Genomic DNA, 16,094 nt, shown 5'->3' with positions numbered 1-16,094 from the left:
GCTGCCGGCACGGTGCCTGACAACGACTTACGACAAATCAACGAGTTATGACACGGATCTGCACGTTATGGGCAACCCCTCGGGGTGGCCCTGGAAACCGCCGGATGTTATCACAATCGCCGCCACGCACCTATCCCCCTGATGCGCATGGAGACTAGTAATTTGACGGATGACAGGCTTGAGGGCGACGAGAGGGGCTCAGAGGTGGGGTGGTGCTTTTTTTTGAGGGTGGAATGCAGGAGTTTTATTGACTTCAAGGGCCAATCGCAGGCAAGCCAGCTCCCACATTTAATGTGTGAATACAGTCAAAGGTGGGAGCTGGCTTGCCTGCGATAGCGCCCCCCACAGGCGCCAAAGCCCTCAATGCAGCCGCTTACGGCACATCAACCTGGCCAACTTGGCGGCATCCGGCCGCTCCACCACGCCCTTTTCAGTGACGATCACGTCGATCAGATCCGCAGGGGTCACATCGAACACAGGGTTAAACGCCGCGACATCCAACCGCTGGCCATCAACCTCGAGCAACTCACCAACATCCCGCTGCTCCAGCGCCACATCATCGCCAGTGGCCATCATCAGATCGAGGGTCGAGCTCGGTGCTACCACCATGAAGCGCACGCCGTGGTGCATGGCGCAGACGGCCAGCTGATAAGTGCCGATCTTGCTGATCACATCGCCATTGGCGGCAATGCAGTCGGCGCCGACAATCACCCAGGTCACACCTTTGGTCTTGAGGATATGCGCCCCCGCCGAGTCGGCATTCACCGTCACCGGGATGCCGTGGCCCGCCAGTTCCCAGGCAGTCAGCCGCGAGCCTTGCAGCCAGGGCCGGGTCTCGTTGACATAGACTTGCTCGACCAACCCCTCCAGGAACGCTGCGCGAATGACGCCAAGGGCCGTGCCGACGCCGCCCGTGGCCAAAGCGCCGGTATTGCCATGAGTCAGGATCGCCTGGGCGTTGCCCTGGTGCTTGCGAATCCGCTCCACGCCTAGCTGGGCCATAACGAAATTGGCCTCCCGGTCGCTTTCATGGATCGCAATGGCTTCGGCTTCCAGCACCGCCAGAGGATCGGCGTGCTTCTTGAGGCGGTCCAGACGGTCGCGCATGCGCTGCAAGGCCCAGAACAAGTTCGAGGCGGTAGGTCGGGTATCGGCTAACAGTGCGTAGTCTTCTTCCCAGGCAGCCTGCCAGTCACCGCCTTGAGCGATGCGCTCACGGGCAGCCAGGACCAGGCCATAGGCGGCGCAGATGCCAATGGCCGGCGCGCCCCGTACCAGCATCGAGCGGATGGCATCGGCCACTGCCTCTACGGTACGGCAGGCTACCCAGCTTTCCCGGGACGGCAAAACACGCTGATCGAGCAGATACAGCGCGCCATCACGCCAATCGATGGCCTTCACGTTCTCTGCAGCCAACAGTCGGTCGCGCATCCCTTACCCCGCACTCATGAACAAAAGCCGCGGATTATAGCGATCCGCCAGCCAGGACGCTCGGGTATACTTCGCCCTTCTTTTATAGCTGCCTGGGAAGAAGCCTGCGATGACCTCCACTGCCGCCCCGCTCGACTTGCTGCTGCTGCCGACCTGGCTGGTGCCCGTCGAACCTGCCGGCGTAGTGCTCAAGGAGCATGGCCTGGGCATCCGCGACGGGTGCATTGCCTTTATCGGCCCGCGGGCGGCGGCGTTGAAGCTTGCGGCCAAGGAAGTGCGCGAGCTGCCCGGCATGCTGCTCAGCCCCGGCCTGATCAACGCCCACGGCCATGCAGCCATGAGCCTGTTCCGTGGCCTGGCCGACGACCTGCCACTGATGACCTGGCTGGAAAAGCACATCTGGCCCGCCGAAGCCAAGTGGGTCGATGAAGCCTTCGTGCGCGACGGCACCAACCTGGCCATCGCCGAACAGCTCAAGGGCGGTATCACCTGCTTTTGTGACATGTACTTCTACCCCAAGGTCGCCAGCGACTGCGTGCACAACAGCGGCATGCGTGCACAGATCGCGATGCCGATCCTCGATTTCCCGATTCCCGGCGCCAGCAGCGCCGACGAGGCGCTTCGCCAGGCTATCGAGCTGTTCGGCGACCTCAAGCATCACCCGCGCATCAAGATCGCCTTTGGCCCTCACGCGCCCTACACCGTGAGCGATGCCAATTTGGAGAAAATCCGCGTGATCGCCGAGGAGCTGGACGCCACGATCCATATGCATGTGCATGAAACCGCCTTCGAAGTGCAGCAAGCCGTGGAGCAGACCGGCGAGCGGCCATTGGCGCGCCTGGGTCGCCTCGGTTTGCTGGGGCCGCGCTTCCAGGCCGTTCATATGACCCAAATCAGCGAGGATGACCTGGCTTTACTGGTAGAAAGCAACACCAGTGTTATCCATTGCCCGGAATCGAACCTGAAACTGGCCAGCGGCTTTTGCCCGGTGGAGCGCTTGTGGCAGGCAGGGGTCAATGTGGCCATCGGCACCGACGGCGCCGCCAGCAACAATGACCTGGACCTGCTGGGCGAAACCCGCACCGCCGCGATGTTGGCCAAGGCCGTCGCCGGCTCGGCCACCGCCCTGGATGCGCACCGCGCCCTGCGTATGGCGACCCTCAACGGTGCGCGGGCCATGGGCCTGGAAAGCCAGATTGGCTCGCTGGAAGTGGGCAAGGCAGCAGATATGGTCGCCTTTGATTTGTCGGGGCTGGCGCAACAACCGATCTACGATCCGGTCTCACAACTTATATATGCCACCGGACGCGATTGCGTGAAACACCTTTGGGTCGCCGGCAAGCCATTGCTCGACGATCGGCAATTGACCCGCATGGATGAACAACAGTTGACCGCCACGGCCATCGCCTGGGGCCAACGCATCAGCGGGCACAGCGAATAAGGAAGGTGCTGGACCCCTGCGTTCAGCGCCCACATACCGATTTATCAGATTCTAGAGGATTCACCATGAGCAACGTCGACCACGCCGAAATCGCCAAGTTCGAAGCCCTGGCCCACCGCTGGTGGGACCGCGAAAGCGAGTTCAAGCCCCTGCACGACATCAACCCGCTGCGGGTCAACTGGATTGACGAACGCGTCAACCTGGCCGGCAAAAAAGTGCTGGACGTGGGCTGCGGCGGCGGCATCCTCAGCGAAGCCATGGCCCAGCGCGGCGCCACGGTGATGGGCATCGACATGGGCGAAGCGCCCTTGGCCGTGGCGCAGTTGCACCAGCTGGAATCCGGCGTGAGCGTGGAATACCGTCAGATCACCGCCGAAGCCCTGGCCGAGGAAATGCCCGAGCAGTTCGACGTGGTGACCTGTCTTGAGATGCTGGAACACGTACCCGACCCATCCTCGGTCATCCGTGCGTGCTTCCGCATGGTCAAGCCCGGCGGCCAGGTGTTCTTCTCCACTATTAACCGCAACCCCAAGGCTTACCTGTTCGCGATCATTGGCGCCGAATACATCATGAAGCTGCTGCCCCGCGGCACCCATGACTTCAAGAAATTCATCCGCCCTTCCGAGCTGGGTGCGTGGAGCCGTCAGGCCGGGCTGACCGTCAAGGACATCATCGGCCTGACCTACAACCCACTGACCAAGCACTACAAACTGGCCAGCGACGTTGACGTCAACTACATGATCCAGACCCTGCGCGAGGAGTAAGCCTGTGAAGTTGCGAGCGGTTCTCTTCGACATGGACGGTACCCTGCTGGATACCGCGCCGGACTTTATCGCCATCTGCCAGGCCATGCGCGCCGACCGGGGCCTGGAGCCGATCAACCCGCAGCATATCCGTGATGAGATATCCGGCGGTGCCCGGGCAATGGTCGCGGTGACTTTCTCGATGGACCCGGAATCACCCGGCTTTGAAGCACTGCGCCTGGAGTTCCTCGAGCGCTACCTCAAGGACTGTGCAGTTCACAGCAAACTGTTCGACGGCATGGCTGAGCTGCTGGAAGACATCGAGAAAGCCAAGCTGATCTGGGGCGTTGTCACCAACAAGCCCGTACGCTTTGCCGAACCGATCATGCAGCGACTGGGCCTGGCCGAGCGCTCGGCCGTGCTGATCTGCCCGGACCACGTGAAGAACAGCAAGCCGGACCCCGAGCCGATGATCCTGGCGTGCGAAATGCTCGGCCTGGACCCGGCCAGTGTGTTGTTCGTCGGTGATGACCTGCGCGATATCGAGTCCGGTCGCGGCGCCGGTACCCGCACGGCGGCGGTCACCTACGGCTATATCCACCCGGACGACAACCCGCGTCACTGGGGTGCGGATGTGGTGGTGGACCACCCGCTGGAATTGCGCAAGGTGCTGGATAACGCGCTGTGCAGTTGCTGATGGTTCGAAGATCTCAACAACGCTGAGATCAATGTGGGAGCTGGATTGCCTGCGATAGCGGTCTGCCAGCCAGCACATTTGGCGGCAGGTAGTCCGCCATCGCAGGCAAGCCAGCTCCCACAGGAAATGGATTCCACTTCAAGTGGTGTATCACCTTGAAATTTGTCGAGGCTATTTATGTTTGATTACTCCGCACCGCCAGAACTGCTCAAAGGCCGAATCATCCTGGTCACCGGTGCCGGTCGCGGGATCGGCGCAGCAGCGGCCAAGACCTATGCCGCCCATGGCGCTACCGTGCTGTTGCTGGGCAAGACCGAAGCCAACCTGGCCCAGGTCTATGACGAGATCGAAGCCGCCGGTCATCCGCAACCGGTGGTGATCCCATTCAACCTGGAGACCGCCCTGCCCCATCAGTACGATGAGTTGGCGGCGATGATCGAAAAGGAATTCGGCCACCTCGACGGCCTGCTGCACAACGCCTCGATCATCGGCCCACGCACACCCATCGAGCAGTTGTCCGGCGAGAATTTCATGCGGGTGATGCATGTGAACGTCAACGCGATGTTCATGCTGACCGCCACCTTGCTGCCGTTGCTCAAGCTGTCCCAGGACGCATCGGTGGTGTTCACCTCCAGCAGCGTCGGGCGCAAGGGGCGTGCCTATTGGGGTGCCTATGGTGTGTCGAAATTCGCCACCGAGGGGCTGATGCAGACCCTGGCCGATGAGCTTGAGGACGTGGCGGCAGTACGCTCGAACAGCATCAACCCCGGCGGCACACGCACCAGCATGCGGGCCCAGGCGTATCCGGGGGAGAACCCGATGGAGCGGCCGGCGCCGGAAGAAATCATGCCGGTGTACCTGTACCTGATGGGGCCGGACAGTGCGGGCATCAATGGCCAGGCCTTCGATGCGCAATAAGCCCTGACACACCGCAAAACAAAGGTGGGAGCTGGCTTGCCTGCGATAGCATCACCGCGGTGTAACTGCAGCACCGAGGTGTCTGCATCGCAGGCAAGCCAGCTCCCACATTGCTTTGTGGTGTAGTTAAAAACTCAGTTTTTTATCACTTCCTCCAAAGTGAAGCGCCCCAACGGGTTCTGCAGGAAGTTGCTCACATTCTTGCGTGAGATGTTGATGTACGGGCTGTAGTACAGGTCAATCCAGTTCACATCCTGTTTCGCCAGCTTCTGCAACTCCACATACATCTGCTCACGCTTGGCCGGGTCCGCCTCGACCCGCGCAGCCGCAACCAACGCCTTGACCTTGTCGTTCTTGTAGCGGGTCATGTAGTTCTGGTTGGTGTCGTGGCCCAGGACGAAGGTGGTCTTCTGGTCCGGGTCGAGGATGTCGTTGGTCCAGTACATCACCGAAATATCGTACTCACCGTCCACCAGCATCTGCCAACTCTGGGTTGGGTCGACCTTTTGCAGGTTGGCGGTCACGCCGACTTTGGCCAACTGGTCCTTGATGATCACCGCAATCTGCTCGTCAGCCTCGTTGCCGGCGTTGACCACATAGTTGAGCTTCAAGTCCTTGGCGCCGGCCTCTTCCAGCAGCTTTTTGGCCGCAGCAGGGTCATACGGGCGTTGCAGGTTGTTGGCGTAGTGATACAGCGAGCCCTTTGGAATGTAGGAATAGGCCACAGTGCCTTGACCGTAAGTGGCGGCCTTCACCAGCGATTGCTTGTCGATGGCCATGTCCAGGGCCTGGCGCACTTGCGGCTTGGCCAGCAGGCCGTGCTCGTGGTTGATCAACAGGTGATCTTCACGGGTGGACGGGTCGGAGTGGATCACCACATTTTTGTCTTTCTTCAGCTCTTCAACCCGCGAGAACGGCACGAAGATCGCCGTGTCGAGTTCGTTGTTCTGCACCATGCGCATGCGCGTGTTGTCATCGGTTACCGACACCCACTCCACGCCGTCGAGGCTGACGTTGCTGGCCTGCCAGAAGTTCGGGTTCTTCTTGAGGATGACTCGGTCGCCCTTGCGCCATTCTTCCACGGTAAACGCACCGGAAGTCACCGGGTTTTCCGAGTAGGCGTCTTCGCCCAGGGTGGTCATGGCTTTTTCCGACAGGATCGATACCGTCGGCGACGCCAATTGCGAGAGGAAAGCCACCGCCGGGGTTTTCAGGGTCACCACCAGGGTCTTCGGATCGCTGGCCTTGGCGGTGTTGATCAGGCTGAACGGGTCGCTCCACAACGACGCCTTGTTGTCGCGGATGCGCAGCAGGCTGAACGCCGCATCGGCGGCGGTGATCGGCGTGCCGTCGGAAAACTTCGCCTCGCGCAGTTTGAAGGTGTAGGTGAGGCCATCCTTGGAAATCTCCCAGCTTTCGGCCAGGCCCGGTTCCATCCTGGTGCCCAGGTTATCCACGCGCACCAGGGTGTCGTAGACGTTGGCAAACACCCAGGTGTCGCGGTTTTGCGCGCTTTTGATCGGGTCAAAGGTGGTGCTGTCTTCACGGCAGCCGATGGTGAGTACGCCGGCGGCCTGGGCCAGGCCGGCGGTCAGCGACCAAGCGGTGAGCGTTGCGGCGGCGAGCAATTTCAAGTGGCGCGATTGCATATCACAACTCCTTGTTAATGAATGGCAGAGGGTCAAAGCAAAGGTTCTTCAAGCACGCAACTGTACCGGTGCTCGTGCAGGAAATGGGTCGGCGGCAACACCACCGAACACATCGCTCGGGCATGCCGGCAACGTGGGTGAAAGGCGCAGCCTGAAGGCAAATCCAGCGGGCTCGGCGGCTCGCCGGGCAACGGCTGCGCGGGCAACGGCCGATGCGGATCGATCTCGGGAATCGCCTCGATCAACGCCGCTGTATACGGATGACGCGGCGCAGTAAACACCGCTTCCACCGGTCCTTCCTCGACAATCTTGCCCAGGTACATCACCGCCACGCGGTCGCACAGGCGCCGCACGATGGCCAGGTCATGGGCGATAAACAGGATCGCCAGGTTCATGCGTTGTTGCAGTTCCAGCAGCAGGTTGATGATCTGCCCCTGGATCGACACATCCAGCGCCGCCACGCACTCATCGGCAACGATCAGGCGTGGCTCCACCGCCAGCGCCCGGGCAATACCGACGCGCTGGCACTGGCCGCCACTGAGTGAGCCTGGTTTGCGCTTGGCCAACTCGGGGCGCAGGCCAACCAGCGCAAGTAGCTCATTGACCCGCGCCGGGATCTGCGCCACAGCCACCTTGCGCTGCACACGTAGCACCTCGGCAATGGTCTCGCCGATGCTCTGGCGTGGGTTCAGCGCGGCGTAGGGGTCCTGGAAAATCATCGCGGTTTCATGGCGCAGACGGGCGATGTCGATGGCGCTGCCATGGGCCATGTCGACACCGTCAAACAGCACTTGCCCGGCGCTGATCGGATTGAGGTGGAGAATCGCCCGGCCCAGGGTGCTTTTGCCGCTGCCGGATTCGCCCACCAAACCCAGGGTTTCACCGGCGGCCAGATTCAGCGACACGCCGTTCACCGCCCTCACCCACTGCTTGTTGAGACCGAACAGGCCAGTGCCGGACGCGGCAAAGCGCACCTCCAGGTCCTTGATCTGCAACAGGCTCATGGTCGCCCTCCCAACGGATAGTGACAGGCCACGCGTGCACCCTGGGGCAACACTTCGGCACACAAGGCACCGGCCTGGGGGCAGCGCGGGTTGAAGCGGCACCCCTCGGGCAGTGCATCCAGCAACGGCGGCTGGCCGGGGATGGTGCGCAATAAGGCATGCCCGCTGCTATGGGCCGGCTGGCAATCGATCAGGCCAGCGGTATACGGATGTTGCGGGTGCGCCAGCAGCTCGTATTTGCTGCCAAGCTCGCACAGGCGCCCGGCGTACATGACCGCGATGGAGTCGCAAGTCTGCGCCACTACGCCAAGGTCATGGGTGATCATGATGATCGACAGGCCACGCTGGTCACGCAAGTCGAGCAACAGGCGCAGGATTTGCGCCTGCACCGTCACATCCAGGGCCGTGGTCGGCTCATCGGCGATCAGCACTTTCGGGTTGCAGCCCAGGGCCACGGCAATCATCGCGCGCTGGCGCATGCCACCGGAAAACTCATGGGGGTAGTTGTCGACCCGTGCCTGCGGGTCAGGGATCCCAACCTGACGCAGCACCTCGATGGCCTGCAGGCGTGCGTCTTTTTTCGATGCGCCTTGATGCAGGCGGATGCCCTCGGCGATCTGCTCGCCGATGCGCATCAGCGGGTCCAGATGGCTGCCGGGGTTCTGGAAGATCATACCCAGTTGTCCGCCCCGCACGGCGCGCATGCCGGCATCGTCGAGCTGCAACAGATCCTGGCCGGCCAGGTCTACCGCGCCACCTTGCACGCGTAGATTCGCAGATGGCAGCAGGCGTATCAGGGCACGACAGGCCATGGTCTTGCCAGACCCGCTCTCGCCCACCAAGCCGAGGATTTCACCTTCGGCCAGGTCGAAGGACACACGATCCACCAGGGTGACATCGCGCCCGGCGTTGTTGGCGATCACGCTGAGGTCACGCACTTGCAGCAGGCTCATGAGCGATCCCCCAACACTTGGGCGACGCCATCAGCCAACAGGCTGAAGCCCATGGCCAGGGTCACGATGGCCAGGCCCGGGAACGTACAGATCCACCAGGCGGTGGTGATAAAGGCTTGCCCCTCGGCCACCATCGTCCCCCACTCGGCGGTAGGCGGTTGCACGCCCAGGCCCAGGTAACTCACAGCGGCACCGTTGAGCAGCACCAATACTGCGTCGGACATGGAAAACACGATGGAGCCAAACAGCGCATTGGGCAGCAAATGCCGGAACAGAATGCGCCCATGACCAAAGCCCAGGCTCTTGGCGGCCAGGGCAAACTCGCTCTCCTTGAGCACCAGGATCTGCGAGCGAATCAGCCGCGCATACGACACCCAGCCCACCAACGCCATGGCGATATAGAAACTCTTCAAGCCCGGCCCGAGGATGGCCATGATCGCCAGCATCAGCACCAGGAACGGAAACGCCAGGACCACATCGATCACACGCATGCAGATGCTGTCGAAACGCCCGCCGACATAACCGGACACTGCACCGATGAAGGTGCCAATGATGAACGGGAAGATCACCCCGACAACCGCCAGTTGCAGATCGATGCGTGCGCCCCAGATCACCCTCGAAAGGATATCCCTGCCGTAGTTATCCGTGCCAAACGGATGTGCGAGGCTGGGGGCCAGCAAACTCATGTCGGTGTTCTGCGCGATAGGATCGAAAGGTGCGATCCACGGCGCAAACAGCGCCAGGGCCAGCCATGCGAACAGGATCAACAGGCCCCACGCGGCGGTCAGTCGACCGTTGCGAAAGCCAAAGCGCAGGCGCAAGCGCCATGGGGCAATCAGTGGGCGGCTGCTCATTGCATCTTCACCCGTGGGTCGAGGGCCACCGTCACCACGTCGGCAATGAAATTGACCACCACCGTGGCACATGCCAGCACCATCGCCACGCCCTGCACCACCATGTAGTCACGGGTGAAGATGCCGCGCACCAGCAATTGGCCGATGCCCGGGATAGCGAACAGACTTTCGATGACCACCGTGCCGCTGATCAGCCAGCCAATGTTGACCGCCAGCAGGTTGACCGCCGGCACCAGGGAGTTGGGCAGCACATGTCGACGAAACACCGCGGCCTCCGACAGGCCTCGCGCTCGGGCGGCGGTGACAGGGTCGGCCTGCAACTCCATCAGCATGCTCGCGCGCAGGTTGCGCACCAGCACCGCCGCCAGCGCCAGGGCGATGGTCAGACAGGGCAAAACCATATGGTGCGCCTTGTCCAGCCAAGTGCGACCGTAGCCGGACACCGGGAACAACCCCCATTGCACGCTGAGCAGCAGGATCAGCATCAACCCCAGCCAGAACGCCGGCATGCCCAGGCCGACCGTGGTAAAGACGCGGATCAGGTTATCCGCCCAACCGCCTTTGTTGCGTGCCGCCACTGTCGCCAACGGCACCGCGATCAGCAACGCCAGGACCACGCTGCCCAGCACCAGCACCAGCGTCGGTTCGATACGGGTCACGATCAGTTTCAGGGCATCGACCTTGTACAGCAGCGATTGACCGAGATCGCCCTTGAGCAGGTTTTTCAGGAAGTAGAAATATTGCAGCCACAAGGGCTGGTCGAGGCCGAACTGGGCGCGGATTTTCAGTAGGGCGTCCGGCGTGCTGCGTGAGCCCAGCAGCGCCCGCGCCGGGTCGCCGGGGATCGAGCGCACCAGCACAAAGGTGATCAGGCTGATGCCAAACAGCACCGGCAGCAGTTGCAGCGGCCGGGACAGGACAAAACGGTAACGCGCCAGGTTCATTCTTCAGCCTCGGTGGCGAGCGAGAAAGTCCAGCAGCACCGGAAAGTACGCCTGGGGCTCCTCGTAAAATGGCATATGGCTGCTGTTGGGGAATACATGCAATTCGGCATGCCGGGCCGCCAGCTTCATGCGCATGGCACAGGCGGGGGTGAGTTCGTCGTGCTGGCCGGTGGTGATCAGGATCGGCATCTTGAACCCGGCCATTTCCTCGAGGCGGTTCCAGTCCTTGAGGTTGCCGATATAAAGGAACTCGTTGGGGCCTTGCATGGTTTCGTAGGGGCCCATGTTCCAGTCGTCCAGGGAGCGCTTGAGCGGCTCCGGCCATTGGTCGAGGCGGCACACGTGACGATAGTTGAGCAAGGTGATGGCAGCCTGGTATTGCGGGTGGTCGAGGGTGCCCATGGCTTCGTGGCGTTGCATCATGGCCACGGTTTCGCTGCCCAGGGCGCCGCGCAGGCGTTCGAGCTCCTGGGACAAATGCGGAATGTCGCCGACGGTGTTTTCCAGGATCAGGCTTTTCAGGGCATCGGGGTAATGGATGGCATATTCGATACCCAGCCAACCGCCCCAGGAGTGCCCGAGCAAATGCACGCGGCCCAGATCCAGGGCTTGGCGCACGGTCTCGACTTCTTCGACATAACGGCGAATTTCCCACAGGGCGGCATCGGTCGGTCTGGCTGATGCGCCCGTGCCAAGCTGGTCGAATGCAACTACTCGCAGGTTATGTGCTTTGAGCCAGCCATGGGCGTCGCGCAGATAGTCACACGGCAGGCCCGGCCCGCCGTTGAGACACAGCAGCACCTCATCGCCTTCGCCGAAGCTGTAGACCACGAGGTTGTGGCCGTCGACTTGCACGTTGTACTGCTGGTCGGGGGCAATTTCACGCCACATGCATACATTCCTTGTGTTGTATCGGCCTGGCGGGTAGCGGCCGTTTATCAGGTAAACACTACCGAGGATGCCGTGCGTCCATAACCTAGTATTTCTTATAGGTTTGGCCTGGCAGTCCTTCGCCGGGGCGTGGCATTCTACTTGCAGCAAGTCGAGATTCAAATGAATTCGGGAGCAGAACGGATGCTGGCCAAGCTGACCGCCTTCAATAATCGCCTCATGCCAGGCAGGAACCTGGATGAACAGATGGACAATACGTTTATCCTGGCCCAACAACTGGGCTTCGATGCATTGGTGTATGACTACACGCCGGTGCCCATCGACCTCAATGGCACGCTGATCACGCCCTCGGTGTTGCAGCTGCGTAACACACCGCCGGACTGGCATGCCTTGTGGTGCAGCGAAGGGTTCTACCAGATCGACCCGGTGCAGCACCTGGCGTTGAGCACGGTATCGCCGTTTGTCTGGTCCTATGAGGAGAAGACAGAGACGGCGCTGCAGAAGATCATCGACCCGTGCCACGCGCCCGTATCCTCTTACTTGCACGAACGTGAGTTGACCTGTGGCGTCAGCGTCCCTATTCACCTGCCCCGGGGCGGCTTCGCGTCGCTGACCGGGTTGCGCACCGGCAAGGCGCGCACGGTATTGAAGGACGCGCAGCATACGTTGGCCGATTTCAGCCTGATTACCCATGCTTTGCAGGAAGCGGCCTACCCGCTGTTCAGCAAGGAGCTAAGGGCCTACCCGCATATCCACCTGACCAAGCGCGAACGCGAATGCCTGAAATGGGCCGCCGACGGCCTGACTGCTGCCGAAATCGCCACGCAATTGAGTCGTTCGCTGGCGGTGGTCACCCTGCACCTGGCCTCGGCCATGCACAAACTGGGGGCTAAGAACCGCGTACAGGCAGTGGTGCGGGCCACCCATTACCGCCTGCTGGAAGGTTGACCCACCGGAAAAACCTAGCTGTTTTGCTAGTTACCTAAACTTTTTGTTCAGACTATCGTAGCCCTGATCCTTTTTTCAGAGCGGGGCACGAAATGGAATTCATCGAAAAAGTTCGCGAAGGCTATGCGCCCTTTGGCGCCTATCAGACCTGGTATCGCGTCACGGGCGACCTGACCACAGGCCGTACGCCGTTGGTGATCATCCATGGCGGCCCGGGCTGCACCCACGATTACGTCGACGCCTTCAAGGACGTCGCCGCCAGCGGCCACGCGGTGATTCACTACGACCAGTTGGGCAACGGCCGCTCCACGCACTTGCCGGAAAAAGACCCGTCGTTCTGGACCATTGGCCTGTTCCTCGACGAGTTGAACAACCTGCTGGACCACCTGCAAATCAGCGAGAACTACGCGATCCTCGGGCAATCCTGGGGCGGCATGCTCGGCAGCGAACACGCGATCTTGCAACCCAAGGGCCTGCGCGCGTTTATCCCTGCCAACTCCCCCACCTGCATGCGCACCTGGGTCAGCGAAGCCAACCGCCTGCGCAAGTTGTTGCCTGAGGGCGTGCACGAAACCCTGCTCAAGCACGAGCAGGCCGGCACCTATCAAGATCCTGAATACCTGGCCGCCTCGCGGGTTTTCTATGATCAGCACGTGTGCCGCGTCAAACCCTGGCCGGAAGAAGTGGCGCGCACCTTCGCCCAGGTCGATGCAGACCCGACGGTGTACCACGCCATGAGCGGCCCGACTGAATTCCACGTGATCGGTAGCTTGAAGGACTGGAACGTGAACGGTCGCCTGGCGGCGATCAAGGTACCGACCCTGGTGATTTCCGGCAGGCATGACGAGGCCACGCCGTTGGTGGTCAAGCCGTTCCTGGATGAAATCGCAGACGTGCGCTGGGCATTGTTTGAAGACTCCAGCCATATGCCCCATGTGGAAGAACGCCAGGCGTGCATGGGGACGGTGGTGAAGTTCTTGGATGAGGTGTGTTCGTTGCCCTGCAAAGAACTCAAAGCCGGTTGAATCCCTGTGGGAGCTAGATTGCCTGCGATAGCGATGGTGAATTCACCGGCGCTATCGCAGGCAAGCCAGCTCCCACAGGGTGCGCAGCTTTGCTCTTTAAGCCTCGCTGGTCTCAGGCTTGGTCGCTTTCCTTGGCGCCTCCGCCAGCAGTGGAATCTCCTTCCCTTCAGCATCAAACAACTTGCCGCCACTGAAGTAATCCCCATCACGCAAGGCCGCCACATCCTGGAAGCACAAGCTACGCTCAGTCCCCGCCACAAACACTGACTGCTGGTCCGAGTTGCCGGCGGTGAAGTGGTTGAAGGCCAGGTTCAGCAGGATCGCCATGATCGCCGACGAGCTGATGCCTGAGTGGAAGATGGTCGCGAACCAGCTTGGAAAGTGGTCGTAAAAGCTCGGCGCGGCGATGGGGATCATGCCAAAGCCGATACTCGTCGCCACGATAATCAGGTTCATGTTATTGCGGTAATCCACCTTGGACAGCGTGCGAATACCACTGGCCGCCACCGTGCCAAACAACACAATGCCTGCACCGCCCAGCACCGAGGTTGGCACTGCGGCGATCACCCGGCCCATGAACGGCAACAGGCCAAGCACCACCAGAAATACCCCGCCGGTAGCCACCACAAATCGGCTCTTCACTCCAGTCACCGCCACCAGGCCAACGTTCTGGGCGAACGCGCTTTGGGTGAAGGAACCGAAGATCGGTGCAAACATACTCGACAACATATCCGCACGCAGGCCATTGCCCAGGCGCTTGGAATCCACCTTGGTGTCGATGATCTCGCCCACCGCCAGGATATCCGCCGAGGTTTCCACCAGGGTCACCATCACCACGATGCACATGGAAATGATCGCGGCCACATGAAAGGTCGGCATGCCGAAATGGAAAGGTGTGGGGAAGCCGAACATCGGCCCCTGGGTCACCCCGGAGAAGTCAGCCATGCCGAGCAGCACCGCGATCACCGTGCCGATCACCATCGCCAGCAGGATCGACAAGCGCGAGATGGTGGCGCTGCCGATTTTGCTCAACAGCAGCACCAACACCAGGGTCAGCGCGGCCAGGCCAACATTCGACATGCTGCCGAAATCCGCCGCACGGCTATTGCCGCCCATGGCCCAACGCGCCGCCACGGGCATCAGGGTCAGGCCGATGGTGGTGATCACAATGCCGGTCACCAGCGGCGGGAAAAACTTGGTAATTCGCGAGAACACCGGGGTGATCAACAGGCCGATCAACGAAGCGGCCATGACTGCGCCGAGAATCGCCGGGATCCCTCCCGCACCGTCACTGCCGACAATCGCCACCATGGTGGCCACGCCCGCGAACGACACGCCCTGCACCAGCGGCAACTGACAGCCGAAGAACGGCAGGCCAAGGGTTTGCAACAAGGTGGCCAGGCCACCGGCAAACAGCGATGCCGCGATCAACAGGCCGATATCCGCAGGCGACAGCCCGGCTGCCTGGCCGACGATCAACGGTACGGCGACGATGCCGCCGTACATGGTGAGCACATGCTGCAGGCCGTAAGCCATATTGGCGGCGACGCCCAGATTCTCGTCTTCGGGCCGCTGCGGTGACGCCTTCGGGATAGTCATGGTGAGAGGTTCTCTGTTTTTGTTGTGCGCTCACTGTATGCAATGTTAAGACTGTATGTCCATAGAGTTGTATACAATCAATCGAACAAGATACCCTCCCGCGGCGTTACAAAAATAATCCGGCCGTCATGAGCCAGAACGCCAAAGGATCAAAAATAATGAAAAAGGCACTACAGGGCGCCACCGTTGCATTGACCCTCCTCGGCGGCGGGGAGGCTGTTGCGGTGGAATGGATGAACAACAGCGTAGGATTTCGCTACGGCCAGCACTTCACCAACCCAAACAACCCCGACGATTTCAGCAAGCGCATCTACAGCTTTACCCACGCCAGCGGCTACCGTTATGGCAGTAACTTTCTCAATCTGGATGTGTTCCTGTCCGACAGCCGCGACCCACGCAAGGGCACCGACCACGGCGGCAGTGAGGTGTACGCCGTGTACCGGCACCAGCTGTATGCCTCGCGGGTGTTCGATCTGCCGCCGGGCACTGGGCTGGTCAAGGATTACGCGCTGACCCTGGGTTTTGACGCCAACCGCAACAACAACTTCGCGTCAGCCAAAAAACGCGCCCTGGTGATCGGCCCGACCTTGAAGTTCAACACCGTCGGCGTACTGGACCTGAGCCTGATGTACTACAAGGAAAGGAACCACACCGGCATCCCCGGCGCGCAAGAGTCAAACCATACGTTCGACGACACCTACATGCTCAACCTGACCTGGATGCGCCCATTCGAGGTCGGCAACCACGCGGCGAAATTCCAGGGGTTTATCAATTACGTCGGGGAAAAAGGCGAGGACTACCATGGCCGCGATACCGCGCCAGAAGCGCTGATGCGCACCGCGCTGATGGTGGCGGTGCGGCCGGGTAAAAGCGTGAAGCCGAATGTGTACCTGGGGGTGGGTTATGAGTACTGGCATAACAAGTTCGGTGTGGACGGAGGCCGGGGTAGCCGAACTTCAACCCCAACGCTAAATATGGAAGTCACGTTCTAGAGTCA

At 61.1% G+C, this 16,094-nt stretch carries 15 protein-coding genes; 7 read left to right on the top strand and 8 right to left on the bottom strand.

Going from position 1 to position 16,094, the window contains the following annotated elements; translation table 11 throughout:
- Window positions 1–360: 360 nt before the first annotated feature.
- A complete protein-coding gene (gene mtnA / locus TU73_RS18200) occupies window positions 361–1,431 on the bottom strand; it encodes an S-methyl-5-thioribose-1-phosphate isomerase (protein WP_057013380.1) in 1,071 nt (356 codons plus the stop codon).
- A 109-nt stretch (window positions 1,432–1,540) separates the two neighbouring features.
- On the opposite strand from mtnA, the gene TU73_RS18195 reads away from it, so the two are divergent.
- The 4 genes from TU73_RS18195 to TU73_RS18180 all read left to right on the top strand — a co-directional run bounded on the left by TU73_RS18195 (window position 1,541) and on the right by TU73_RS18180 (window position 5,230).
- Window positions 1,541–2,872, top strand: a complete 1,332-nt coding sequence (locus tag TU73_RS18195; RefSeq protein WP_057013379.1) for a TRZ/ATZ family hydrolase — start codon at window positions 1,541–1,543, stop codon at window positions 2,870–2,872.
- A gap of 65 nt (window positions 2,873–2,937) precedes the next feature.
- Window positions 2,938–3,636 carry a bifunctional 2-polyprenyl-6-hydroxyphenol methylase/3-demethylubiquinol 3-O-methyltransferase UbiG gene (gene ubiG, locus TU73_RS18190; RefSeq protein WP_003172645.1) on the top strand — a complete coding sequence of 233 codons (699 nt, stop codon included), beginning with the start codon at window positions 2,938–2,940 and terminating at the stop codon, window positions 3,634–3,636.
- 4 nt (window positions 3,637–3,640) lie between these two features.
- Window positions 3,641–4,312 carry an N-acetylmuramic acid 6-phosphate phosphatase MupP gene (gene mupP / locus TU73_RS18185; protein WP_046071539.1) on the top strand — a complete coding sequence of 224 codons (672 nt, stop codon included), beginning with the start codon at window positions 3,641–3,643 and terminating at the stop codon, window positions 4,310–4,312.
- A 177-nt stretch (window positions 4,313–4,489) separates the two neighbouring features.
- Window positions 4,490–5,230 carry a YciK family oxidoreductase gene (locus TU73_RS18180; RefSeq protein ID WP_043047451.1) on the top strand — a complete coding sequence of 247 codons (741 nt, stop codon included), beginning with the start codon at window positions 4,490–4,492 and terminating at the stop codon, window positions 5,228–5,230.
- A gap of 134 nt (window positions 5,231–5,364) precedes the next feature.
- Here TU73_RS18180 and TU73_RS18175 read toward each other — a convergent pair whose 3' ends face one another.
- Genes TU73_RS18175 through TU73_RS18150 form a run of 6 tightly spaced genes read right to left on the bottom strand, consistent with a single transcriptional unit; the run spans window position 5,365 to window position 11,525 of the window.
- Window positions 5,365–6,879: an ABC transporter substrate-binding protein gene (locus tag TU73_RS18175; RefSeq protein ID WP_057013378.1), complete on the bottom strand. Its 1,515-nt coding sequence runs from the start codon at window positions 6,877–6,879 to the stop codon at window positions 5,365–5,367.
- A 32-nt stretch (window positions 6,880–6,911) separates the two neighbouring features.
- A complete protein-coding gene (locus tag TU73_RS18170; RefSeq protein ID WP_057013377.1) occupies window positions 6,912–7,883 on the bottom strand; it encodes an ABC transporter ATP-binding protein in 972 nt (323 codons plus the stop codon).
- Window positions 7,880–8,836: an ABC transporter ATP-binding protein gene (locus TU73_RS18165; protein ID WP_057013376.1), complete on the bottom strand. Its 957-nt coding sequence runs from the start codon at window positions 8,834–8,836 to the stop codon at window positions 7,880–7,882. Before TU73_RS18165 ends, TU73_RS18170 begins: the two co-directional genes overlap by 4 nt.
- A complete protein-coding gene (locus TU73_RS18160) occupies window positions 8,833–9,690 on the bottom strand; it encodes an ABC transporter permease (RefSeq protein ID WP_057013375.1) in 858 nt (285 codons plus the stop codon). Before TU73_RS18160 ends, TU73_RS18165 begins: the two co-directional genes overlap by 4 nt.
- The gene (locus tag TU73_RS18155; protein WP_043047456.1) at window positions 9,687–10,634 is read right to left on the bottom strand and encodes an ABC transporter permease; all 948 of its coding nucleotides are present in this window, start codon (window positions 10,632–10,634) and stop codon (window positions 9,687–9,689) included. The genes TU73_RS18160 and TU73_RS18155 overlap by 4 nt, the downstream gene beginning before the upstream one ends.
- 3 nt (window positions 10,635–10,637) lie before the next feature.
- Window positions 10,638–11,525, bottom strand: coding sequence for a proline iminopeptidase-family hydrolase (locus tag TU73_RS18150; RefSeq protein ID WP_057013374.1), 888 nt, complete (start codon window positions 11,523–11,525; stop codon window positions 10,638–10,640).
- A 183-nt stretch (window positions 11,526–11,708) separates the two neighbouring features.
- On the opposite strand from TU73_RS18150, the gene TU73_RS18145 reads away from it, so the two are divergent.
- Both TU73_RS18145 and TU73_RS18140 read left to right on the top strand, forming a co-directional pair.
- Window positions 11,709–12,473, top strand: a complete 765-nt coding sequence (locus tag TU73_RS18145) for a LuxR family transcriptional regulator (protein ID WP_057013373.1) — start codon at window positions 11,709–11,711, stop codon at window positions 12,471–12,473.
- 92 nt (window positions 12,474–12,565) lie between these two features.
- The gene (locus TU73_RS18140; protein WP_057013372.1) at window positions 12,566–13,498 is read left to right on the top strand and encodes a proline iminopeptidase-family hydrolase; all 933 of its coding nucleotides are present in this window, start codon (window positions 12,566–12,568) and stop codon (window positions 13,496–13,498) included.
- Between the two features lie 96 nt (window positions 13,499–13,594).
- On the opposite strand, the gene TU73_RS18135 is transcribed toward TU73_RS18140, so the two are convergent.
- The gene (locus TU73_RS18135; protein WP_057013371.1) at window positions 13,595–15,097 is read right to left on the bottom strand and encodes a nucleobase:cation symporter-2 family protein; all 1,503 of its coding nucleotides are present in this window, start codon (window positions 15,095–15,097) and stop codon (window positions 13,595–13,597) included.
- A gap of 158 nt (window positions 15,098–15,255) precedes the next feature.
- On the opposite strand from TU73_RS18135, the gene TU73_RS18130 reads away from it, so the two are divergent.
- Window positions 15,256–16,089 (top strand): nucleoside-binding protein, encoded by an 834-nt coding sequence (locus TU73_RS18130; RefSeq protein WP_057013370.1) that lies wholly within the window; start codon window positions 15,256–15,258, stop codon window positions 16,087–16,089.
- Window positions 16,090–16,094 lie beyond the last annotated feature (5 nt).

This window comes from Pseudomonas libanensis (assembly GCF_001439685.1).
Taxonomy (GTDB): Bacteria; Pseudomonadota; Gammaproteobacteria; order Pseudomonadales; family Pseudomonadaceae; genus Aquipseudomonas; species Aquipseudomonas libanensis.
This window is presented reverse-complemented; position numbering and strand designations above follow the sequence as displayed.